At 55.8% G+C, this 21,282-nt stretch carries 19 protein-coding genes and 2 tRNA genes; 13 read left to right on the forward strand and 8 right to left on the reverse strand.

Annotated features, from left to right (window positions below):
- Positions 1–16: 16 nt before the first annotated feature.
- On the reverse strand, positions 17–631 hold the full coding sequence (locus tag BHW66_RS00060) for an aminotransferase class IV (protein ID WP_012420975.1): 615 nt from the start codon (positions 629–631) through the stop codon (positions 17–19).
- A complete protein-coding gene (locus BHW66_RS00065; protein WP_012420976.1) occupies positions 612–1,628 on the reverse strand; it encodes an aminodeoxychorismate synthase component I in 1,017 nt (338 codons plus the stop codon). Before BHW66_RS00065 ends, BHW66_RS00060 begins: the two co-directional genes overlap by 20 nt.
- Positions 1,629–1,658: 30 nt before the next feature.
- On the opposite strand from BHW66_RS00065, the gene BHW66_RS00070 reads away from it, so the two are divergent.
- Both BHW66_RS00070 and BHW66_RS00075 read left to right on the forward strand, forming a co-directional pair.
- Positions 1,659–2,276, forward strand: coding sequence for an aminodeoxychorismate/anthranilate synthase component II (locus tag BHW66_RS00070; protein ID WP_046436284.1), 618 nt, complete (start codon positions 1,659–1,661; stop codon positions 2,274–2,276).
- 115 nt (positions 2,277–2,391) lie between these two features.
- The gene (locus tag BHW66_RS00075) at positions 2,392–3,528 is read left to right on the forward strand and encodes an NADH:flavin oxidoreductase (RefSeq protein WP_042449258.1); all 1,137 of its coding nucleotides are present in this window, start codon (positions 2,392–2,394) and stop codon (positions 3,526–3,528) included.
- Between the two features lie 59 nt (positions 3,529–3,587).
- Here BHW66_RS00075 and BHW66_RS00080 read toward each other — a convergent pair whose 3' ends face one another.
- The 3 genes from BHW66_RS00080 to ybaK form a co-directional block, all read right to left on the reverse strand.
- Complete coding sequence (locus tag BHW66_RS00080) at positions 3,588–4,292, reverse strand: TIGR02206 family membrane protein (protein ID WP_046436286.1); 705 nt, start codon at positions 4,290–4,292, stop codon at positions 3,588–3,590.
- Positions 4,292–4,783 carry a pyridoxamine 5'-phosphate oxidase family protein gene (locus tag BHW66_RS00085; RefSeq protein ID WP_046436288.1) on the reverse strand — a complete coding sequence of 164 codons (492 nt, stop codon included), beginning with the start codon at positions 4,781–4,783 and terminating at the stop codon, positions 4,292–4,294. Before BHW66_RS00085 ends, BHW66_RS00080 begins: the two co-directional genes overlap by 1 nt.
- Before the next feature lie 308 nt (positions 4,784–5,091).
- Entirely contained in the window at positions 5,092–5,586 is a 495-nt protein-coding gene (ybaK, locus tag BHW66_RS00090; protein WP_046436375.1) for a Cys-tRNA(Pro) deacylase, read from the reverse strand.
- A gap of 267 nt (positions 5,587–5,853) precedes the next feature.
- Here ybaK and BHW66_RS00095 point away from each other — a divergent pair, with 267 nt between their 5' ends.
- Both BHW66_RS00095 and BHW66_RS00100 read left to right on the forward strand, forming a co-directional pair.
- On the forward strand, positions 5,854–7,275 hold the full coding sequence (locus tag BHW66_RS00095; protein ID WP_102758427.1) for a cytidylate kinase family protein: 1,422 nt from the start codon (positions 5,854–5,856) through the stop codon (positions 7,273–7,275).
- Between the two features lie 294 nt (positions 7,276–7,569).
- Positions 7,570–8,013: a pyrimidine dimer DNA glycosylase/endonuclease V gene (locus BHW66_RS00100; RefSeq protein WP_046436292.1), complete on the forward strand. Its 444-nt coding sequence runs from the start codon at positions 7,570–7,572 to the stop codon at positions 8,011–8,013.
- Here the strand turns inward: BHW66_RS00100 and BHW66_RS00105 are convergent.
- Together BHW66_RS00105 and BHW66_RS00110 are read right to left on the reverse strand one after the other, a co-directional pair.
- On the reverse strand, positions 8,010–9,014 hold the full coding sequence (locus tag BHW66_RS00105) for a hypothetical protein (protein ID WP_046436294.1): 1,005 nt from the start codon (positions 9,012–9,014) through the stop codon (positions 8,010–8,012). The genes BHW66_RS00100 and BHW66_RS00105 overlap by 4 nt on opposite strands.
- A 150-nt stretch (positions 9,015–9,164) precedes the next feature.
- Positions 9,165–9,240 (reverse strand) — tRNA-Ala (locus BHW66_RS00110).
- 246 nt (positions 9,241–9,486) lie between these two features.
- Here BHW66_RS00110 and BHW66_RS00115 point away from each other — a divergent pair.
- The 8 genes from BHW66_RS00115 (at position 9,487) to BHW66_RS00150 (ending at position 19,438) form a co-directional block, all read left to right on the forward strand.
- Positions 9,487–9,717: a hypothetical protein gene (locus BHW66_RS00115; RefSeq protein ID WP_046436296.1), complete on the forward strand. Its 231-nt coding sequence runs from the start codon at positions 9,487–9,489 to the stop codon at positions 9,715–9,717.
- A 63-nt stretch (positions 9,718–9,780) separates the two neighbouring features.
- A complete protein-coding gene (locus BHW66_RS00120) occupies positions 9,781–10,395 on the forward strand; it encodes a PA14 domain-containing protein (RefSeq protein ID WP_012420987.1) in 615 nt (204 codons plus the stop codon).
- Between the two features lie 992 nt (positions 10,396–11,387).
- Positions 11,388–15,149, forward strand: a complete 3,762-nt coding sequence (gene metH / locus BHW66_RS00125; protein ID WP_046436300.1) for a methionine synthase — start codon at positions 11,388–11,390, stop codon at positions 15,147–15,149.
- A gap of 17 nt (positions 15,150–15,166) precedes the next feature.
- Positions 15,167–15,943 carry a threonine/serine exporter family protein gene (locus tag BHW66_RS00130; RefSeq protein ID WP_046436302.1) on the forward strand — a complete coding sequence of 259 codons (777 nt, stop codon included), beginning with the start codon at positions 15,167–15,169 and terminating at the stop codon, positions 15,941–15,943.
- Entirely contained in the window at positions 15,940–16,443 is a 504-nt protein-coding gene (locus BHW66_RS00135; RefSeq protein ID WP_012420990.1) for a threonine/serine exporter family protein, read from the forward strand. Before BHW66_RS00130 ends, BHW66_RS00135 begins: the two co-directional genes overlap by 4 nt.
- A 94-nt stretch (positions 16,444–16,537) precedes the next feature.
- Positions 16,538–16,612, forward strand: a tRNA-Gln gene (locus BHW66_RS00140).
- A 178-nt stretch (positions 16,613–16,790) separates the two neighbouring features.
- Positions 16,791–18,200 carry a homoserine dehydrogenase gene (locus BHW66_RS00145; protein WP_253822207.1) on the forward strand — a complete coding sequence of 470 codons (1,410 nt, stop codon included), beginning with the start codon at positions 16,791–16,793 and terminating at the stop codon, positions 18,198–18,200.
- Positions 18,201–18,220: 20 nt separating this feature from the next.
- Complete coding sequence (locus BHW66_RS00150) at positions 18,221–19,438, forward strand: aspartate kinase (RefSeq protein WP_012420992.1); 1,218 nt, start codon at positions 18,221–18,223, stop codon at positions 19,436–19,438.
- 423 nt (positions 19,439–19,861) lie between these two features.
- Here the strand turns inward: BHW66_RS00150 and BHW66_RS00155 are convergent, their stop codons facing one another.
- Positions 19,862–20,371, reverse strand: coding sequence for a thioredoxin domain-containing protein (locus tag BHW66_RS00155; RefSeq protein ID WP_012420994.1), 510 nt, complete (start codon positions 20,369–20,371; stop codon positions 19,862–19,864).
- A gap of 101 nt (positions 20,372–20,472) precedes the next feature.
- Between BHW66_RS00155 and BHW66_RS00160 the strand changes: the two genes are divergently transcribed.
- A complete protein-coding gene (locus BHW66_RS00160) occupies positions 20,473–21,192 on the forward strand; it encodes a TIGR02206 family membrane protein (RefSeq protein ID WP_012420995.1) in 720 nt (239 codons plus the stop codon).
- The last annotated feature ends 90 nt before the right edge of the window (positions 21,193–21,282 follow it).

A 21,282-nucleotide genomic window follows, 5' to 3' on the forward strand; every position in this document is an offset into this window, starting at 1 on the left:
TATCCGTTTTCCACCCTCAACACAGGATAATATCCTCCGTCCGCACCACCACATCGCCGGGATCCAGCATGGAATTAATCAGGGAACAGAAGCGGAATTTGCCTATATCTTCCGCTCTTACGGAACATTCCTGAATGTCTCCGCGGGACAGCAGGAAGGCGCGCTTGGTTCCCGGGAGCAGGAAAGTTTCCGGAGTAACCCAGAAAGACCCGTCCCCGAACACCACGTTGCTGTACCGCGTATCCGTCACCATCCCGTTCCGGAGAATCAGCGCTTCTTCGTCACAGCCCAACGCCGCCCCTGCCGCCAGAAGCCCTGTCCGATCCTCCCACTTGCATGAGTAATCCAGCCCGGGCATTTCCACACACGTCAGCGTCTTCACCTGCCGGGGACGGTAGGGCTCAAAGGAGGTGCGGCGCACCCTTCCCCGCGTATCATACGTGATATGGCATTTGTAAACACCACGGCCCTCCGGGCCGGGACAGTCCGAAAGAACGGAAGCCAGATCGGGGACGGAAGCTCCGTCCGAACCATGAACGCCGATGGCGGCCTCCATCCTCCGCTGGTGCCAGGGAAGCAGACAGGGAGCGCCATTCTCCCATTTAACGGTTTCAAAAATCAAACGGCACATAAACTTTGGCAACAGCTTCCTGGTATTCCTCTTCCATCCGGCTCATGACGGTAATTCCTCCACCGCTCTTGTATACCATTCCCCGTTCATCCTCCTCCATGAAGCGGATGGAGACGGCGGAATCCAAATCCCGCCCGTTGAAAAAGCCGAAAATTCCGGTATAAAACCCCCTCTCCATATCCTCCGCTTCCGCGATGGCCCGGCAGGTGGCTTCCTTGGGCGCTCCGGTCACGCTCCCGGCAGGAAGCAGCTTCAGAAGGATTTCCCCCAGGCGGGAACGCCAGTTTTCCGGCAACAGCCCGGAAATCTCGGAACTGCATTGAAGAATAGGCCCTTTGGACGTTTCTACAGGGCTGATATAGCGGTAACGCTTCACCCTCACGCCGGTTGCCACCATGGAAAGATCATTGCGCATCAGATCCACAATGGTGGCGGATTCCCTATTCTCCTTTTCATCCGTTTCCAGCCAGCGGCGCGCTTCCTGCGTAGCGGACGGAACCGTTCCCTTCATGGGAAACGTGGAAATGGAGCGGCCGCGCACCGTGACAAACGGTTCCGGAGAAAAGCAGACGCAGCCGCGGCCGTGCACTCCGGAAATCCGCGCGTCCGGCCCCAGCAGCATCCGGTAAGGCGCGCGGGCAAACCGGAACAGATGGCGCAGCGTCAGGTTGGTTTCCACGGGGGTGGACACGCATAAATTCAGCAGGTAGGAATCCCCCCTCATCAGATGGTTCCGGACGGAGGCGAAGGATGCCGCATACCGGGACACGGGATGGGGGGATGGAATGAACCGCAGCCGTTCCGGAAGCGGAGGGCCGCCGTCCTGATTTCCCATCGTGCCCAGCGGCAGGGAAAAAGCAGCCATGCGCTCCCCCTCCGTTTCCGAAGGTTCAAACAGCAGGTTATGGCCCATATCATGGGAGATGACAAAAAAGAACGGACACTCCGCACGGCCCAGGGCATTCATGCGGCTGATGGTCTGTTCCCGTGTGTACATTGTCGGGAATTACTCTATCATGTGCGCGCCATGAGTCAACCGAACGTCTGGATCATCGACCACCGGGATTCCTTCACCTGGAATCTTGCGGAACTCGTCAGAATGACGGGAATGGCCGTTCCGCGCGTGGTTTCCAATGAATCCCCGGAACTGGAACAGGCGGTTCAGGCGGGGGAAAAGCTTATCCTGTCTCCCGGTCCGGGAACGGTGGAGGATGCCTGCCACCGGGCCACCTTCCGTCTTCTGGACCGCCTGCCCCGCTTTACCCCGGTGCTGGGCGTATGCCTGGGGCATCAGATCCTGGGCGTGCGCTTCGGAGCCCGTCTGGAACACCTTTCCCGCCCCCTTCACGGAGCGCGGGAAGTCATATGCAGGACGGAGCAGTGTCCCCTCCTGGAAGGATTGCCGGAGCAATTTCCTGCCGCGCTTTACCATTCCTGGCGCCTTGCCGCTTTTCCCTGGCCGGCGGAGCTGATTGTCACGGCGAGGGATTCCGGGAAAAACGTGCAGGCCATCCGCCACAGGCACCTCCCCCTTTACGGCATTCAGTTCCATCCGGAATCCATCCTGACGCCGGACGGAGAAGCGCTGCTCCGGAACTTCCTGTCCCTTCCGGCAGGCAGCAGGGAAAAACGGCGCATCCAATGATTCCACCCCAGCCCCCGGCATCAGGGATGAACGGGACAAGACTGGAAGGTGTCTCACTCCCGTGCGGTTCCGGTTCCCATGCCCGGCCGCTTCAGAGATAACGTTTTTCACCTTTATGAATGCACAGGACGAACTCAAGATCAGGGACATGGAAATCCTGTTCCAGCCCTTCCACTCACGCAAGCTCAGCACTCCCACCCGCATCGTCCTTCCGGCCATGACCCGGGGATTTTCTCCCAACGGGGTTCCCACGGACCAGGTAGCCGCTTATTACAAAAGGCGGGCCAGACATGAAGTAGGGCTCATCATCACGGAGGGCACTTTCATTGACGAGCCCAGCGCCTCGCCTTCCTCCAACTATCCCAATTTCTTCGGGGGCGCTTCCCTGCGGGGATGGAAAAAGGTGCTGGAAGCCGTCCACACCACGGATTGTAAAATAGCCCCGCAACTCTGGCATGTGGGCATGGCCCGGCCCTTCAAGGGAGAAAACCTGCCCAATCCGGAGTTGCCGCCCATCGGCCCTTCCGGAATTGACGTAAACACGCTGGAACAGACGGCGGAACCGATGAGCATCGCTAAAATTGAGGAGGTTATCAATGCTTTTGCGAGGGCGGCTGCGGACGCCAAGCGGCTGGGTTTTGACGGTGTGGAACTGCATGGAGCGCACGGCTACCTGATTGACCAGTTTTTCTGGAAGGAGACCAACAGGCGCACGGACGAATACGGAGGCGACCTGGTAGGCCGGACCCGTTTTGCCAGCCGCATCATCCATGCCGTCCGCAAGGCAGTGGGCAGCCAGTTCCCCATCATCTTCCGCTTCTCCCAATGGAAAACAGTCCATTATAACGCCAAGCTGGCGTATACCCCCATGGAACTGGAAGCTTTTCTGGCTCCGCTGACGGATGCGGGCGTGGATATCTTTGACTGTTCCACGCGCCGGTTTTGGGAACCGGAGTTTGAAGGTACCCGCCTCAATCTGGCCGGCTGGACCAGGAAGCTTACCGGAAAGCCCACGATCTCCGTCGGCTCCGTGGGGCTTAAGGGAGATTTTACGAATGCCTTTGACGGGGGGCCGGAAGCGGAGGCCGCCAGTGTGGAACCTCTGGTGGAACGGCTGAAAGCAGGGGAATTTGACCTGATTGCCGTAGGCCGCGCCCTGCTGGCGGATGCGGAATGGGCGGAAAAAATACGCCATGCGCGGGAAAAAGATATCCACCTGTTTACGAAGGAAGACCTGAAAACGCTGAAATAACGGATCAGGCCTCTTCCCCCATTTCCGCAGTAATCATCATTCCCGCAGAAGAGACCCTTTTATTTCTTCCTGACGCGGACAGTCAGGTACAACAGCCGCAAAAGAACCAGGGCCGGAATCTGAAGCGTCAGCAAATACCACGGAGCGGAACCGAAATATTCCAGAACAGTTCCAGCCGGGGCATACCGGGTAAAACCGTAATTCGTATCCAGCCAGATATTCACCGGAATAATCAAAACCAGGTAGGCGTCGCACAAACCCAGAGCCCGCATGTCGTCCCACGGCCGCGCGCGCCATTGCAGGACGGCGGGAAGGTAAAGGGCGGAAATCAATAAAAGCCCGTGCCCAACGAAAAAGGCGAAAAAGGCGGCGGAGGGAAAACCGTCGTGAAGCATGGGTGTAATCAGTCCCTGGACGCTCGCCGTCAGCACGCCGAAATACGCCACGGCGCATGCCCAGGGCGTGCGGAACCACAGGGCAATAAAACAGACCAGCGTCATCAGACTGCAAAAATGCAGCGGAAGCCTGTCCTGCCAGGGTTCCCAATGTTCTCTGACGATGCGGCCGAATGTTTCCATCAGAAACGTCAACAGGAAAACCCCTCCCAGAATCTTTCCCACAAGCAAACGGCTCTCCATCCGGAGCCGCCGGCATCCCCACAGGAGCCCCCCTGCGGCCAGGGCCACGATGCCCAGGGCAGCCCAGTGCGGCAGGCTCCAACGGACAAACAGGGGCGCCATTTCTCCGGTCATAAAAAGATCCATCAACGGGAGGGAGGAGGTTCCGGGCACGCATGAAGTTTGGCGCTGATGGCCTCCACCTTAAGACGCAGAACACATACGGAACGGACCATGCCGGGGGTAAAATCCGCATCCCTGCCCGTCTGGTGCAGCATGATGCGGCGCAAGGCATGCATCTTTTCCTCATCCTCCCGGAGAAATTCGACGACGCCACGCCCCATGACGCAGCCGTAGGCGTAACTGTACCGGCACGGCATATCCCCCTCCAGCAACACATGATCCCCATCCATTTCAAAAGAAACCTCCGGACGGTTTTGCAGGATATCCAGCTTTCTTCCTTCCCTGGCGCAGTGGAAAAACAGGCTCAGGGAACCATTTTTTTCTTCATAACCGAAGTTGAGAGGAACTACATACACCTCCCTGCCGTCCCACAGCCCCAGGCGGCACACCTTAAACCGGGCGATCATTCCCAGCAAATCCCCATGCCGGGTTACTTCCCTGTCTTTTCTTCTCATAAGCCGGCGTCCTCCATCCGTTCATTCATCCAAAAAACGGCATGTTCGTCCGGCAGAAAACCATTCCGCACGGAAGAACAGGGAGAACTCGCCTGAATGTACAACATTCGAAAGCCTCTGCCCCTGAAAAGAGACGCCGGCGTGCCAGAATCTTCCGAAATAGCATGGAGCGGAACCAGACAGGGACGGAATGTAGAACGGCTACTCATGGCGACGGAAGATGAAACGCAACAAAAAATACAGGGAAAAGACCTCCGGGAAAAGCTTTTTGCCCTCTTCTCTACGCATTTCCGGAACCGGGATGTTCATCATGAAACGGGAATATCCGCCACATCCGCAAAAATACCCTCTGCCGCGCGGCATAAATCCACAGGATTCAACTCAATCTGGCTCCCCAGGCGTCCGCCGCTCACCACCATTTCCGGCAGGGCCTCCGCGCTGGCATCAATTACAGCAGGGTATTTCCTTTTCATCCCCAAAGCCGTGCAGCCGCCGCGCACATACCCCGTCACGGCGGTAATATCCTTCACCGGAAGCATGGAAAGAGCCTTTTCTCCCACGGTGCGGGCAGCCTTTTTCAAGGAAAGCTCCGCGCCTATGGGTATCACGAACACGTAATACTGCCGAGGAGCTCCCTCCGTTACCAGCGTCTTGTACATTTTCTCCTCCTCCAGGTTCAGTGCTTCCGCCGTATGCCGCGCATCCACAAACTCGCGGCATTCATAGGAATAATGCCTGTACGGGATATGCAGCGCATCCAGCAGGCGCATGGCATTTGTCTTTGCCTCCTTCTTTTTGGACATAAACTTGAAAAGGGAACGTCCCGGTAACATAGAAAAAAAGCCTTCCTTTGACAAGGCCGAGCCCCCCAACGGACCCATGAAAAATTGGAACGGAAACGGGAATTTCTCTGAAAGAGCGGTAAGGACAGCAACGCCGTTCCCCCAGTGCAGCCCGTTCACAGCGGAGAATTTCAGAAACGGAGGACGGCGAAAAAGAAAAAGGAAAAAACGCCTCATTTCCTCAGAACCCTTGACTTGCCGCTGGCAGAAAAGATAACATCCGGTATCATGGAAGATTATCGTGTCCGGAGAAGCCTTGGAGAACATGTCCTGCGCTGCTCCGTCCTGATTGCTGCGCTCTTCATCATGTCTCTGGGCATCGCTTTGTCCACCAAGGCTGACCTGGGAGTCTCCCCCATCTCCTGCACGCCCTATGTGCTCAGCCTGGCATTCCCTCTAACCATGGGGACCGTCACCATCCTCATGCACCTGAGCTTTGTGGCCGTGCAGGCGGCCCTGCTGAAAAGGCAATTCCGTCCGGCGCATCTGCTCCAGATTCCCATAGCTTTTATCTTCGGCTTTCTGACGGACTTTTCCATGTGGATCATGGCGCCTCTGGAACCGGACGGATACCTGTGGTCCGTTATTCTCTGCCTGTTCAGCTGCGTGGTCATCGGGTTCGGCGTCTTTCTTCAGGTTAAGGCGGATTCCGTTCTTCTGGCAGGGGAAGGCATGAGCCTGGCCTTCGTCAAACTCTTCAAATGGGAATTCGGAGCCGTAAAAACCGGGATGGACTGCACGCTCGTCTGCATCGGACTGTCCTGTTCCCTCATCTTCCTGCCCGGACTGACAGGCATACGGGAAGGAACCGTGGTGGCCGCCGTCCTGGTGGGAATGATCGTCCGTTTTTTCAACAGGCACGTCTTCTGGCCGGACAGGCTCCTGGAACGGCTGGCGCGCCCCGGAGCAACAAGCGAGCTTCCTCCGCTGGCACAAACGGCCGCTTATGCTCCGGACGCCCCTCTGGTCATTTCCATTGACCGGGAATACGGTTCCGGCGGCCATGCCATCGGGAAAATGCTGGCGGAAAAGCTGGGCATCCGATTCTACGACTCGGAACTGGTGTACCTCACAGCCTCCCGGAGCGGCCTCACTCCGGACTACATCCGCAAGCACGAACAACAGCTTTCCAGCCGCTTCCTGCACGAACTTTACGCCCAGAACTATGCCTACACGGCGGAGGAAATGCCCCCTGAAGACGCCACCTTCCTGGCACAGAGCAAAGTCATCCGGGACATTACGGCCAGTCAGGCATGCGTCATCGTGGGCCGCTGCGCCAACTTCATCCTGAAAGGGAGACCCAACCTGTTCAGTGTTTTCCTTCATGCGGACCGGACCACGCGCATGCAGCGCGTTATTGAAAACTATGGGGTAGAACCTGGCGGGGCAGCCCGGGCCATGGACATCATGGACTCCCGCCGCCGCACCCACTGCCTGCACTACACCGGGCAGGAACTGGGCAATGCACGCCTCTACGACTTGTGCGTCAACACGTCCGATTACGGCCTGGAACGCACGGTGGAACTGATTCTGGAAGCCATCAATACCAGAACCGAACAATCTTCCGCTGTAGAAACGGTTCCCGTCCGCTCCGCATCTTTTCCCGAACCGGAGGAGGACCGCATTCCCGGAGAAATATCCCTGGCCTGACAGGGGCAAATGTCTCCAACAGCCAATACTTATGTAACAACTGCCCTCCCGGCACCTTGTTCACCGGTAACAGAATCCGTTGTCTGAAAAAACTGCCTGGCCGATAAATAGGAAACTCTCTCCCCCTTTCCATAATCCCCGCAAAGGGAAAGATTCCGTATCTCCTTCAGATGAAAAACCGGCTGGAAAACGAATGGCCCCTTCCACACAAAAGGCTGCCCCTCCCAACTCCCCGTTTTTTGCCGGCTGCATAATTCAAAACAACAAAAGGCAGCCTTTCTGAGTCCAAAAAACATGAGACTCTGGTCACTCCACCCCTCTTACCTGGATGCTGTCGGCCTGGTTGCCCTGTGGAGGGAAGGCCTCCTGGCACGCAAAGTTTTGCAGGGGCAGACAAAAGGATATATCCATCATCCTCAGCTTTTCCGCTTCCGGGAGACGGGAAACCCCATTCATGTCCTGGATTTCTACCTGAAAACCGTCCATGACGAATCCATCCGCAGAGGCTACAATTTTGATTTAAGCAAAATTTCTCCCTGCGAAAACCGTCCCCCTGCCCTTCTCCTGCCGGATAAACAGCTCGAATACGAATTCCTTCATCTTCTGGACAAGCTCAAGGAAAGGTCCCCCCGGCAATATTCCCTGCTGCAGCAAACGGCCTCCATTCTTCCCCACCCCATTTTCCAAGTAGAACCCGGAGATATTTGCTGCTGGGAGAAAAGGCTTTTTTATAATTAAAACGACCGCATTTCCCACTCCGACAACGGTTTTATTCCAATAAAGCCCTTTGTTTTTTTAAAGCCCATGCGGTGAGGGAAAAGGCTCATGGCCTCTGAAGGATCGGCAGCCTTAAAATTAATTTGAGAAAGAATAGCACGAGGCATACACACTGACAAAATGGTCTGTTGCACCATATGCCCAGTGGCCTGATCCAATACATCCGTTTGAACATGCACTGCCACCCTTGAAAGCGGCAAGAATGAAAATAATTCACGGGCAATTCTTAAAGCACATCCACATACGTAGTCTTGATACAGCTCACAAAACCTGGTCCGGGGCATATTTTTCACGCTTAACTTGCCCCTGGCAGTAAGGGTCTTAATCTGTTTGGGAACAACAACCTCTCCATCTATCGTCAAATAAATAACAGCAGTATCAGAATCAGGAATTGCAAAATGAATCTCGCATCCTATTTCCTGAATTTCATTCAAAGGGTTAATTTCCAAAATAGCCTGCTGATAGGCTAAAGTATCTCCCCGATTAATAGATAACGCCAGTTCATGAAGCGCCGACCACTGACTGAATTTAAGCTCATAACACTCAATGGATTTTTGATAATTATACTCATCCATTTGCTTCGCATGAACGACTTTTTGTTCAAGATCGGATCTGATTTTTTCAACTTTTCCGCACATGCGGTGGAAAAACTTAGGCCTGTACATCCTAAGTTTTTGCATAGCAATACGTTCTTCCTTATCGTTTTTTACCGGATACGCCGGAGGGGGCTGATTAACTATTTCCCCCCAGTCAAACGAATCGCCTACTTCATGATGAATTGTAGTTAATTGGCTGATACGCTCCTCAAATTTTTCGACTTCCATTTGCGCTCTCACTAATTCATCATGTTTTTGCTGAAGAGCCAATTCCCTTAGGGCCAGTTTTTCCTGCCTTGCGGCCTCACGGGCCGCTCTTCTGCTCGCTGCTTCGAGTTCTCTTAAAAGTCTGCTGATAGTTGCCATATTCTTAAAACAGGAACTGTTTTACCTAATTTGTAAAGACTATAAAGATAATCTTTCCGGTATAGATCAATTCCTCATGAGCATGCTCTTTAATCCATGCCTGGCAAAATGGAAAAGGCCTTAAAGCGTTTGTGCTTTAAGGCCTTTATTTGGTGGAGCATAGCGGGTTCGAACCGCTGACCTCTTCAATGCCATTGAAGCGCTCTACCAACTGAGCTAATACCCCTTTGACTTTCGTCTTGGTGCGTCCTGTTGAGGACGGGGAGAAATTATCATTTCCAAAGCGGGCATGCAAGCTTTTTCTACAAAAAAATTGCCCCGGGATGTTTTTTCCGGAAAATACTGAATCCGGAAAGGACTGCAAATCCCATACAGACGAAAACAGGGACAGTCTGAACAAATATGTTTGAATGAGATTCATTCCTGTTTTACCTTTGCATAAATGATGAAACGTCCTCTTTTTATTCATCGTATGATATTCGCCTGCGCTCTGGCAATTTTGTCCCTGTCCTGTTTCGTTCACGCCCAGGAGACTCCTGTTGCGGAAGGACCGCCGGCCCAGACGGAGGACAGCGGCATTTCCACTCCCCGCAGAGTCGCCGGACTGGGCGTTCTGGCATTCCTGATCGGCTGGATGATTTGGAGGAGCAGTTCCAGCCGCCAGAAGGACGGAGGCCATGACCAGGAGGCACCCCGGGAATGACGCCGTTTTTGAAAGGTTGCCCTGGTTCCTGCCGTAGTCGTTGCAGGAAAGGAGTCTCCGGCCATGAACATTATTCTACCCATCCTGAGCTTTCTGTGCGGTGTCATGCTGACGGAAACAGCTTCCGGCTCTTCTGAGGAGGGAAAGCCTTCTCCCGGCGTAGTGCAGGAATTGTGGTTCGGCATTCCGGGGGCATCCGTAAAGGACCTGACCCACAGGAAGATTTTTGAAACGGCGGCCCCGGATGTCCGCACGATCAGCCATCTGGATGTGGAAAACCAAGGAGACAGGTACGGAGCCCGTTACTCCGCCCTGCTGAAAGTCCCGGCAAGCGGGAAGTACCGCCTTTACCTGTCTTCCGACGATTCCGCAGAGTTATGGCTGGGCAAGGATGCCACCCAGAAGGACATGGCCTGCATCGCCACCGTCAAAGGATATTCCGACATCCATAATTGGGGCAACCAGCCCAACCAGGCTTCCGAACCTGTCCAGCTGGAAGCTGACCGGTTTTATTTTCTTCAGGTGATTCACAAGGAGGATGGAGGCCCGGACCATATGTCCGTCGCCTGGTCCGGGCCGGGCATCCCCGCCCCTGTCATCATTCCTGCCACGGCGCTGTTCATACCGCCCGGTATCTTGCCGGAAGAAAAAAAACAATCCCCAGCCAAAGCGGACTGAAAGGTTTTTTGATTACCTTCCCGCCGAGGAGACATCATCAATTTGCCGACGAGAAAATAGATATTTTCCATAAAACTCCATCAATCAATCATTTCCAATACGAAAAAAAACCGGACCTCCCTCCATCGGGGAAGCCCGGTTTTTTCTCGTCGTATATCATGTAGTTAATTGAAGCGGCCTGACACAGAAAAATGCCAAAACACCTTCTGAATCCAAATCTAGCGGATTTCTAATCCGAGGTCAAGTTCCCAGTTTGAAAGGAAAGGCTTTGAGAAAAAGTCCCGATGTTTCACGGGGCTATCCATCTTGGAGTAAAAAACCTCTCTCTTTTTCAAGTGAAGTATAAGAAGGAAAAAGGAATTTTTGCTATTCATGTCGTTTCAAAATCCGGGAATCATTTGTTTTCAAAGATTCCCTTCTCTTTGAATTCATAATGACCAGCATTGCTTCTCAGAGGAGAAAAGCTTCTCTCCCTGAAAATTTTTTATCATGATGAAGGTTGCGGATTAGAAATCCGCTCTTCATTTCTGGAAAAGAAAATGTTTCTTTATCGGGTAATATTCAGAATGCCTGCCAGCAAATAATGTTACTGAAAAAGTACGCTTTCATCCCTTCCCTATGTTCGGCATGAATGAATTTTCCGCTATTGAAACATAAATAGTCATTCCAGTTATACACATGTTATTATCATTTTATTCATAATTTTTCTTCCTTTTTCTCCAGTCCCCGCATTCTTTTTCCCGGGAACAGCGTGAAACAGGAAAGGGACATACGGAAACGGAATAAAAAAATGGAAATTTCCCATCCTTCCAGAAAATCCGGAATGAAACATAAAATTTTCACAGGCGTTTTTACTTTCCGTAAATCATCCCCATACCTTTTCCATTCCCTTGAAAACAGGTTCCTTCCATTTCCCCGGAGCAATACGGGAAAAACGTGACGACAATTGTCCTTGTTCCAATGACGGACGGGCGGTAGATTTTCCGCGCCATATGAGCAGAGCATCCAGAACAGAACGCCTTGATTACCTGAAAGACCAGTTACGTAAAAGGGTTGTCATCCTGGATGGCGCCATGGGCACCAATATCCAAAAATTCAGGCTGGGAGAGGGAGATTACCGCGGAGAACGTTTTGCGGATGCGGAATGCTATCCCAACGATTTAAAGAATAATAACGACCTTCTGGTTCTGACCAGGCCGGATATCATTCTTGATATTCACCGCCGCTTTCTTGACACGGGACGGACGGATATTCTGGAAACCTGCACCTTCGGAGCTACCAGCATCGGCCAGCATGATTATTTCTGGCACCGTCCGGAGGAAGGCAGCCACAAGGACCAGCAGTATTTCCAAGAGGTGGTGGACGCCCCCGAATTGAAGGCCCTTGTCCGGGAATTGAATTTGGCGGCAGCCGCACTGGCCCGGCAGGCATGCGACGAAGCGGAAGCTGCAGACGGCAAGCCCCGCCTGGTGGCCGGGTCCATCGGCCCCATGCCCGTCACCTGTTCCCTGTCCCCCGACGTGAATGATCCCGGTTTCCGCGCCGTGAATTTCCGCCAGCTCAGGCAGGCGTACCGGGATCAGGCGCTGGCCCTGCTGGAAGGGGGGGTGGACATGCTGCTGGTGGAGACGATTTTCGACACGCTGAACGCCAAGGCAGCCCTGTTCGCCATTGAAGAAATTTTTGAGGAACAACCGGAAAGCTCTGTTCCGGTCATGGTATCCGTAACGCTGACGGACAAAGCCGGACGCACGCTGTCCGGCCAGACGATTGAAGCATTCTGGAACTCCATCCGCCACGTTCGCCCCTTCTCCGTAGGCATCAATTGCGCCCTGGGGCCGGACCTGATGCGCCCCTTTGCGGAAGAACTGTCCGGACTGGCAGATTGCCACATGTCCATTTACGCGAATGCCGGGCTTCCCAACCCGCTCAGCCCTACCGGCTACGACCTTCTGCCGGCGGATATGGCCCGGTTCATGAAGGAATACGCGGAACAGGGCCTGCTGAACATCGTGGGCGGCTGCTGCGGAACCACTCCGGAGCATATCGGCGCCATTGCGGCTGCCGTGGAAGGAATGCCTCCGCGCGTTCCGGCTCCCCAAACGCCCGCGCTTCGCCTGTCCGGATATGAAGCGTACAACCATACGCGGGAAAAAAACACCCTCTTTGTCGGGGAACGCTGCAATGTGGCGGGTTCCCCCAAATTCGCCCGCCTGATTCGTGAAGGAAATTACGAGGAAGCGGTATCCATTGCCCGGCAGCAGGTGGAAAACGGCGCGCTGGTATTGGATTTCTGTTTTGACGACGGCCTGATCGACGGGCCGCAGGCCATGGTCCGCTTCCTGAACCTTGTTTCCGCAGAGCCGGATATCGCCCGCGTTCCTTTCATGGTGGATTCCTCCAAGTGGGAGGTGCTGGAAGCGGGGCTCCAATGCATGCAGGGCAAGGGAATCGTGAATTCCATTTCTCTGAAGGAGGGGGAAGAAGAATTCCTGAAGAAAGCGGCGCTGATTAAAAAGTACGGCGCAGCGGTCGTGGTCATGGCGTTTGACGAACAGGGGCAGGCCGCCAATTACGAGGACCGCGTCCGCATCTCCAGACGGGCCTATGACTTGCTGGTAAACCGGGTGCAGTTTCCTCCGGAAGACATCATTTTTGACCCGAACGTCCTGACCGTAGGCACCGGCATTGCGGAACACGCCGATTACGCTCTTGATTTCTTCAAGGCCGCAGGCTGGATCTCCCGGAACCTGCCGCATGCCCACATTTCCGGCGGCATTTCCAATGTCTCCTTTGCTTTCCGCGGCAACAACCCGGTGCGGGAAGCCATGCATTCCGCTTTCCTGTACCACGCTACGCAGCAGGGTCTGGACATGTGCATCGTGAATGCCGGGATGCTGGAGGTGTACGACAATATTCCCAAGGACAGGCTGGAGCTGATTGAAGACGTTCTGCTGAACCGGAGGACGGACGCCACGGAACGCCTGACGGATTACGCGGAAAAACTGGCTGCGGAAAAAACCGGAGACGGAAAGGAGAAAAAAACCGTACAGGCCTGGAGGGAGCAGGACGTTGCCAAACGTCTGGAATATTCTCTTATCAAGGGCATTACCGAATTTGTTGACGCGGATACGGAGGAGGCTTTTCAGGAGCTGGGGTCTCCGCTGAACGTGATTGAAGGCCCTCTGATGGCCGGCATGAAGGTCGTCGGGCAACTGTTCGGGGACGGCAAAATGTTCCTGCCGCAGGTGGTGAAAAGCGCCCGCGTCATGAAACAGGCTGTAGCCTGGCTCACCCCCTATATAGAAGCGGACAGCAAAGGAGCCGCCAAAGCGGGAAAAGCCGTAATCGCCACCGTGAAGGGGGACGTGCATGACATCGGCAAAAATATCGTCGGCGTGGTGTTGGGCTGCAATGGTTTTGAAATGATTGACCTGGGCGTCATGGTCCATTGCGATACCATTCTGGACCGGGCGGAAGCGGAACAGGCGGACCTGGTGATGCTTTCCGGGCTGATCACCCCTTCCCTGGAAGAGATGTCCCATGTAGCCGCGGAGATGGAACGCCGGGGGATGACCATTCCCCTGATGGTGGGGGGAGCTACGACGTCAGCCCTGCATACGGCCCTGAAAATAGCCCCCCATTATCAAGGAGCCGTGGTGCATACGGAGGATGCCTCCCAGGTGGTTCCCGCAGCCGCCTCCCTGGTGGGAGAAAAAAAGGATTCCTACATTGCCGCCCTGAAGGCCCGGCAGGAGGAATTGCGCAACAATCATGAAAACAAACCCGCCCGGGACCTCCTGCCCCTAGAGAAAGCCAGGGAATTGCGCTGGAAGGGAGCGGAAGGCGGCTATCTCCCCCCCGTTCCCGCCCGTCTTGGCCCGGTTTCCATCGGCAGCCTGCACAGCTCCGTAAGCTGCGGCTGCTGCAGTGACGACCCACGTTATTACGTAACTGTTCAGGAGCTTATCGAGCGCATGGACTGGACGCCTTTTTTCCACGCCTGGGAGCTGCACGGCACATGGGACCGCGCCCGCCGGGAGTTCCGCACCAAAGACCCGTCCAAGGCTGAGGCGGCCGCAGCGCTGTACCAGGACGCCCTCCGCCTGCTGGAACAGGCCGTGAAGGAAAACCGCTACCAGGCGCGCGGCGTCATAGGCATTTTCCCGGCCAATTCAACAGCCAGCCATGACGACATCACCGTCTGGGCTGATGAATCCAGAACCATTCCCCTGGCTACGCTGCTGACGCAGCGCCAGCAACTGGACAAACAGGGGAAACCCCGGCTGGCGCTGGCGGATTTCATTGCTCCCGAAGGCGTCAGGGATTACGTGGGGGCCATGGCGGTCAGCATCCACGGCTCCCGCCGCTGGGCAAAGGAATGGGAAGCCAGAAACGACTCCTACCGCGCCCTGCTGGTCAGCTCTCTGGCGGACCGCCTGGTGGAGGCTTTCGCGGCCATCGCCCATGACAAGCTGCGCCTTTTGTGGAATATTCCGGAAGGGTCCGGCGTGCGTCCTGCCTGCGGGTACCCCAGCCAGCCGGACCACCAGGAAAAGGAAACCGTCTTCACCCTGCTCCACGCCCGGGAGGAAGCGGGCATGAGCCTGACGGAAACATGGATGATGCAGCCCGTTTCTTCCGTCTGCGCCCTCGTCTTCTCCCATCCGGAAAGCACTTATTTCTCCGTGGGCGTCACTGGGGAAGACCAGCAGGAGGATTACGCCTCCAGAAAGCGGGCCTCCCGGCCCTGACCTCCCCTTTCCCTTTTATGCAGCATACCGACCAGATACAGGCCCTTTCGGAATTCCTGCTGGAATACGCCACCACCCTCATGGGCGCGGGAGTGCATACCAACCGCGCCGTGCGCAATATTTCCCGCATTGCCGCCGCGTATGGATACAGCGCGGACATGACCATTTTCCAGCGCAATATCACCATGAGCCTGATCTGCAAGGATGACGAGACGCTGCGCCGCACCTCCGTCCGGAAACTGAAACCCCTGGCGTTCAACCTGAACCTGATCCAGCAGCTCAGTGAATTGAGCTGGCTCCCGGTGGACAACAACGTCAGCATTGCGGAAATGGAACAGGCATTCCGCTCTATGGTGCGCACCAAAAGATTTTCCCGCTGGACGGACCTGCTCCTGGTCAGCGTAGGCAACGCCGCCTTCTGCCGCCTGTTTAACGGAGACCTGTGGGCCATGCTGACCGTGTTCGCCGCCACCATGCTGGGCTTTCTGGCCAAGCAGCAGCTTACCCGGTTGAAATACAATCCGCTGGGGGTCATCATCCTTTCCGCCTTCACCGCCTCCATGGCGGCCGCGTGCGCCGTCCTTTTCCAGATAGGCTCCACACCGCAGATCGCCCTGGCGACCAGCGTCCTGTTCCTGGTGCCCGGCGTCCAGATGATCAACTCCATCATGGACCTGATGCACGGCCACATCCTGATGGGCATCTCCCGCGGCATCCATTCCATCATGATGATTGCCTGCATCGCCATCGGCCTCTCCGCAACCATGCTCATCGTAGGGGTAAACAGCTTATGAATCCGGATCTTATTTCCTCCATCCTTCTGGACGGGCTGATGGCCGCCATTGCCGCCACGGGATTTGCCGTCATCTCCAATCCGCCCAGGCGCGCCATTGCCGTTTCCGCCGTTCTGGCGGCCGTCGGCCACGCTTTCCGCTTTTACATGCTGCACTCCTGGACCATTGACATTTCCAGCGCCACCTTCATTGCCGCCTTCACCATAGGCATGCTGGGCGTCATGACGGCCAAGCTGGTGAAGTGCCCGGCGGAAATATTCGCTTTCCCTTCCCTCCTGCCCATGATTCCCGGCGTGTACGCCTATAAGACCATCCTGGCCCTGATGCAGTTCATGCAGGAGAACCAGGACGCGGCCGTCATGAACCGTCTGATTGTGGACATCTGCAAAAACGGCATCACCGCCTTCTTCATCATCTTTTCCCTGGTTATCGGAGTAGCCATACCCATGCTGATGTTCAAACGGTTGAGCTATACACGCATCATCAAGCCGGGGCATTGACCTTCAAACAAGGGAGACAGGGCATTTTTCTCTTGCCAGACTGCGTCCCGTGTGGTTTACTACGCCCCGCAACGGCAGAAACGCCTGAGCAGACAGCCCCATAGTGTAATTGGTAACACACCTGATTTTGGTTCAGTATTTCTAGGTTCGAGTCCTGGTGGGGCTGCCAATCCAACCCTCCTTCAAGGAGGGTTTTTTGTTGCCTTTTTTCAGGATTCATCCTCTCCCGGAGCAAGCTTGAACGCCATTCCCCCATCATCCGCACAGATTCTTGAAAATCCAGCAATCGTCCTGCCGCGCATGGAACATGCGGGGGTGGAGGGAAATGCCGGAAAGAAGGGTATTCCATGAGCATCGCACACACGGCATTCCGGGACGGTAAAAGCTCTTGCGTTACAGGGATTTTTTTGCATAATCCCCCGGCAGGAATGACGGAAAAACCTATACAACTTGGGCTTGCCGGGCTGGGAACGGTCGGTTCCGGCGTTTACGAAACGCTGTGCCGCAATCATGCCCTTCTGGAAGCCCGGAGCAAGATTCCTTTCAGGCTTAAGCGCATCGCCGTGCGCAACCTGGAAAAGCCCAGGGAAACCGTCGTTCCCCGGGAACTGCTGACGGACGATTGGCAGGATTTGGTAAACGACCCGGAGATAGACATCATTATTGAGCTGATTGGCGGAACGCGCCAGGCTTACGACCTGGTGACGCTGGCCCTCCGTGCCGGCAAGCCCGTCGTTACGGGGAACAAGGCTCTTCTGGCCGAGTACGGAGCGGAGATTTTCAAGCTTTCCGCGGAAATGGGCACCCCCATTTATTTCGAAGCGTCCGCCGGCGGCGGCATCCCCATTATCCAGAGCTTGCAGAATTCCCTGATTTGCAACCACATCAATTCCATTGTGGGCATTATCAACGGAACGTCCAACTATATTCTCTCCGCCATGGGGGAACACGGGGCCGATTACGCGGACGCCCTGGCCCAGGCACAGAAGCTAGGCTTCGCGGAAGAAGACCCCTCCCTGGACGTCAACGGCTGGGACGCCGCCCATAAGGCGCTCATCCTGGCGATGCTGGCCTACGGAACGACCATTTCTCCGGATAAAATTTACGTCAGAGGCATTGAGAATATCACCAGCCGGGATTTCGAGTTCGCCAAAAAACTGGGCTATACCATCAAGCTCCTTGTCGTCATCCGGTACCATGAGGGGCAGGATGACGCCCTGGAACTGCGCGTCCAGCCCTGTTTTGTCCATGACTGGCATATCCTGGCTTCCGTGAACGGCGTGTTCAACGCCATTTCCGTCAACGGGGACATTGTGGGGGAAACGCTGTTTTACGGCCGCGGAGCGGGCAAGAACCCCACAGCTTCCGCCGTCATCAGCGATATCATCACCGCCATGCGTGAAAGCCGCTATCCGGAATACCATACGGGCTTCAATCCCTATGCCAAGGCCTGCGGGATCATGCATATCAATGATACGGTCACTCCGTATTACGTCCGCTTCCAGGTGGCGGACCAGCCGGGAGTCATTGCGGAAATAGCCCGCGTTCTGGCCACCTTCGGCATCGGCATTTCCGCCACCTCTTCCGCCCCCAGCCATATTGATGAAGGCGGAGCCCCCTGGAACGACCTCGTTTTCATCCTCCATTCCTGCCCGTGGGGCCAGCTCCAGAAGGCTCTGGAGGAAATAACCCGCATTTCCTGCGTGGCGGCGGAACCCCGCGTCCTGCGCATAGAACATCTTCTTCCTCAATCCTAACCTACATATCATCCTGTTACATGGCTCTTATCGTTCAAAAATTCGGGGGCAGCTCCGTCGGCACCATTGACCGCATCCGCAATGTAGCGCGCCGCATCCATGAAACCGCCAGGGAAGGCAACCAGGTGGTCGCCGTCGTTTCCGCCATGAGCGGCGTGACGGACAAGCTGATCGGGCTTGCCAGGGAATTGTCTGAAACGCCTTGCGAACGTGAACTTGACGTGCTGATGGCCACCGGCGAACAGCAGTCCATCGCCCTGCTCTGCATGGCCCTGCATGAACTGGGTGAAAAAGCCATGTCCTTTACGGGGGCGCAGGCCGGAATCACCACCTTCGGCAGCCACACGCGGGGGCGCATCCACAGCATTGACCCGACGCTGATGAACAAGTACCTGCAGGAAGGCAACATCCTTATCTGCGCCGGCTTTCAGGGGGTTACGGAAGAAGGAATGGTCCAGACGCTGGGCCGCGGAGGTTCCGACCTCTCCGCCATCGCCATCGCGGCCGCTCTGAAAGCGGACGTGTGCCAGATTTTTACAGATGTGGACGGCGTCTATACCTGTGACCCCCGCGTGGTCAAAGACGCCAAGAAGATACAAACCCTTTCATATGACGAGATGCTGGAAATGGCTTCCAACGGGTCCAAGGTGATGCAGTCGCGTTCCGTGGAATTCGCCAAAAAATTCGGTGTCGTCTTTGAAGTTCGCAACTCCATGAACAACAACCCCGGTACAATCGTGCAAGAAGAAACCCCCTCCATGGAAGCCGTCGTCATCCGAGGCATTTCCATTGACCGCAACCAGGCCCGCGTCACCATTACCGGCATTCCGGACCAAATCGGCTACACGGCCCAGATACTGGGCGCCCTGGCAGAAGCGGAAATCAACCTGGATATGATTCTGGCCAATACTGCCCACGACGGCTATGTCCGCCAGTCCTTTACGATGCCCTCCAACGAACTGGGCCGTGCCCAGGCCGCCCTTAAACCGGTCATGGCCGCCCTCGGCTCCACCGTCAAGGTGGAAACGGAAGCGGGGCTGGCCAAGCTCTCCCTGGTCGGCATCGGCATGCGTTCCCACTCAGGCGTGGGAGCCACCGCTTTCAAGGCCCTGGCGGATGCCAACATCAAGACCGGCATGATTTCCACCTCGGAAATCAAGATTGCCGTGATGGTGGACGAATCCGATATTGAGGAAGCGGCCCGGGTAGTACATAAGGCGTTCAACCTGGGAGCCTGATTTTTCAGTATTTATCAACTCGTTTTTCCGCGCCGGTTCACGTCCCCGTGAACCGGCTTTTTCATGCGGCAAAAAAAGCAGCCCCTTCCCGGAAGAGGAATGCCATCCCCCCGTTTCCTGCCAATTCCCGAATGAAGGAAGAGCGTCTCTCTCCGCATGCTGTTGCGGGCGGAATGGCCGTCACAGGAATACAGGAGAATGATGCCGCCCTTTCCCTGTTCCGGTTTTACCGGCTTGCCGCCTGCGTTTTTTCAGCGTTCACATAAAATCCATACCTCCAGAAACGGAAATTCTCCGGTTCTCCACGCAGGAAAGGGAAGTCCTTACAGGTACGGAGCAAAAAAGGCACAACAAACAAAAGGTTCATTTACAGGGAATCAACCGCCCCCCGCACCGCACAGAGGCTGCCGCAGCCCATCCCTTCTATTGCACCCGTATCGTCTGCTCAATCAGTTCGTTCAGGCGCGGCGCAGTAATGCCGCCAACCATATCCTTCAGCTTCATCCCTTCCAGATACAGAACCGTCAGCGGGACGGCTTCCAGGCCATATTTGCGAGCTATGTCCGGATAGGCATCCGCATCAATCAACACGGCAAATGCCTTGCCGTCCTGCGATTCGGCATAAGATTTTACCGCCTGGACGTAATCCATGGCCGGGCGGCTCCACGAAGCGTAAAAAACAAGGAGCACCTTGCGGCCGGATAGTTCCGTAAGCTGCCGCATGTCCTCACCCTTGTAATCCATCCATACGGGGGCCTTTTTCTTAGGTTTTGAAGGAGGGAGGACTTTTTTGGGAGGGTCAAACGTCCTTTCCAGAGGGCGCGGAGCGGGCTTTTTTTCCGCATAACGGGCGCGCCGTTCACTGGAATCGTCGCACCCGGTCAGACCGGCCGCCAGCAAACCGCAGACCAATATGAACAAGCCCTGTTTCATCCGCAGGCAAGTATGCCCGGAGAAGGCGAATTTGCAAGCCTGAAACCCGTCCCGCTTTTCGCGTTGCCCCTCCCCCTTCTTTCTGTTACGGTGAAGGTTGCATGAATGGCGTCCCTCCACTGGAATTCGCAGGGGTTTCCCACTGGGCGGCCCTGGCCGTCCTCCTGGCGGCGGGAGCCTGCATCCTGGAGCTGGGGCAGTCCTACAAGAAAACCGTCAGAAACCGCACTACCTTCTGGCTGGGGGCGGCCTGCCTGTTCAGCCTGGTTCCCGACCTGGCCGCCATGCTGGCCGATGAACCGGAAAAGAACTGGACATGGATGCTCCCCCTGCATTTCTGCTCCGTCATGCAGGTGGTGTGCGCCCTGAGCCTGTGGATACCCTCCCGGCGGCTGCGCTCCGTGGCCTATTACTGCGTGCTGTGCGCAACCCTCCAGGGGCTGGTGACTCCTTCCGTGGCCCATGATTTCCCCTCATGGACGTATTTTGCCTTTTTCCTTTCCCACGGCGTGACAGTCATCACGGCGCTTTACCTGCCTCTGGCTCTGGAATGGAAGCCGGCGCGCTGGGACTTCCTGTGGGCTTTTTTGCTGGCGAATGCGTACCTGGTGGCCATTCATCCCGTCAACATGCTCCTGGGAACCAATTACGGGTTTACCGTGGCCACTCCCGCCGGAGGGTCCGTGCTGGACTTTCTCGGGCCATGGCCCTGGTATCTGCTGTGGATGCAGGTTCCGGCGCTGGCGCTGATGTATCTGCTCACACTCCCCTTCCGCCGTTATCCCAGGGGCCGCACGGGCAGTTCCCTGTTCCGCCATTGAAAGGGAATCTTTCTTCCCAGCCCCGCCGCTTCCGACGGAATCCCCGCAAAACGGCCCGCCCGCTTCCGGAAAAAAGAGCCCCGGAAAGTT

It is taken from the genome of Akkermansia sp. 54_46, assembly GCF_001917295.1.
In the GTDB taxonomy this organism is placed as follows: domain Bacteria; phylum Verrucomicrobiota; class Verrucomicrobiia; order Verrucomicrobiales; family Akkermansiaceae; genus Akkermansia; species Akkermansia muciniphila.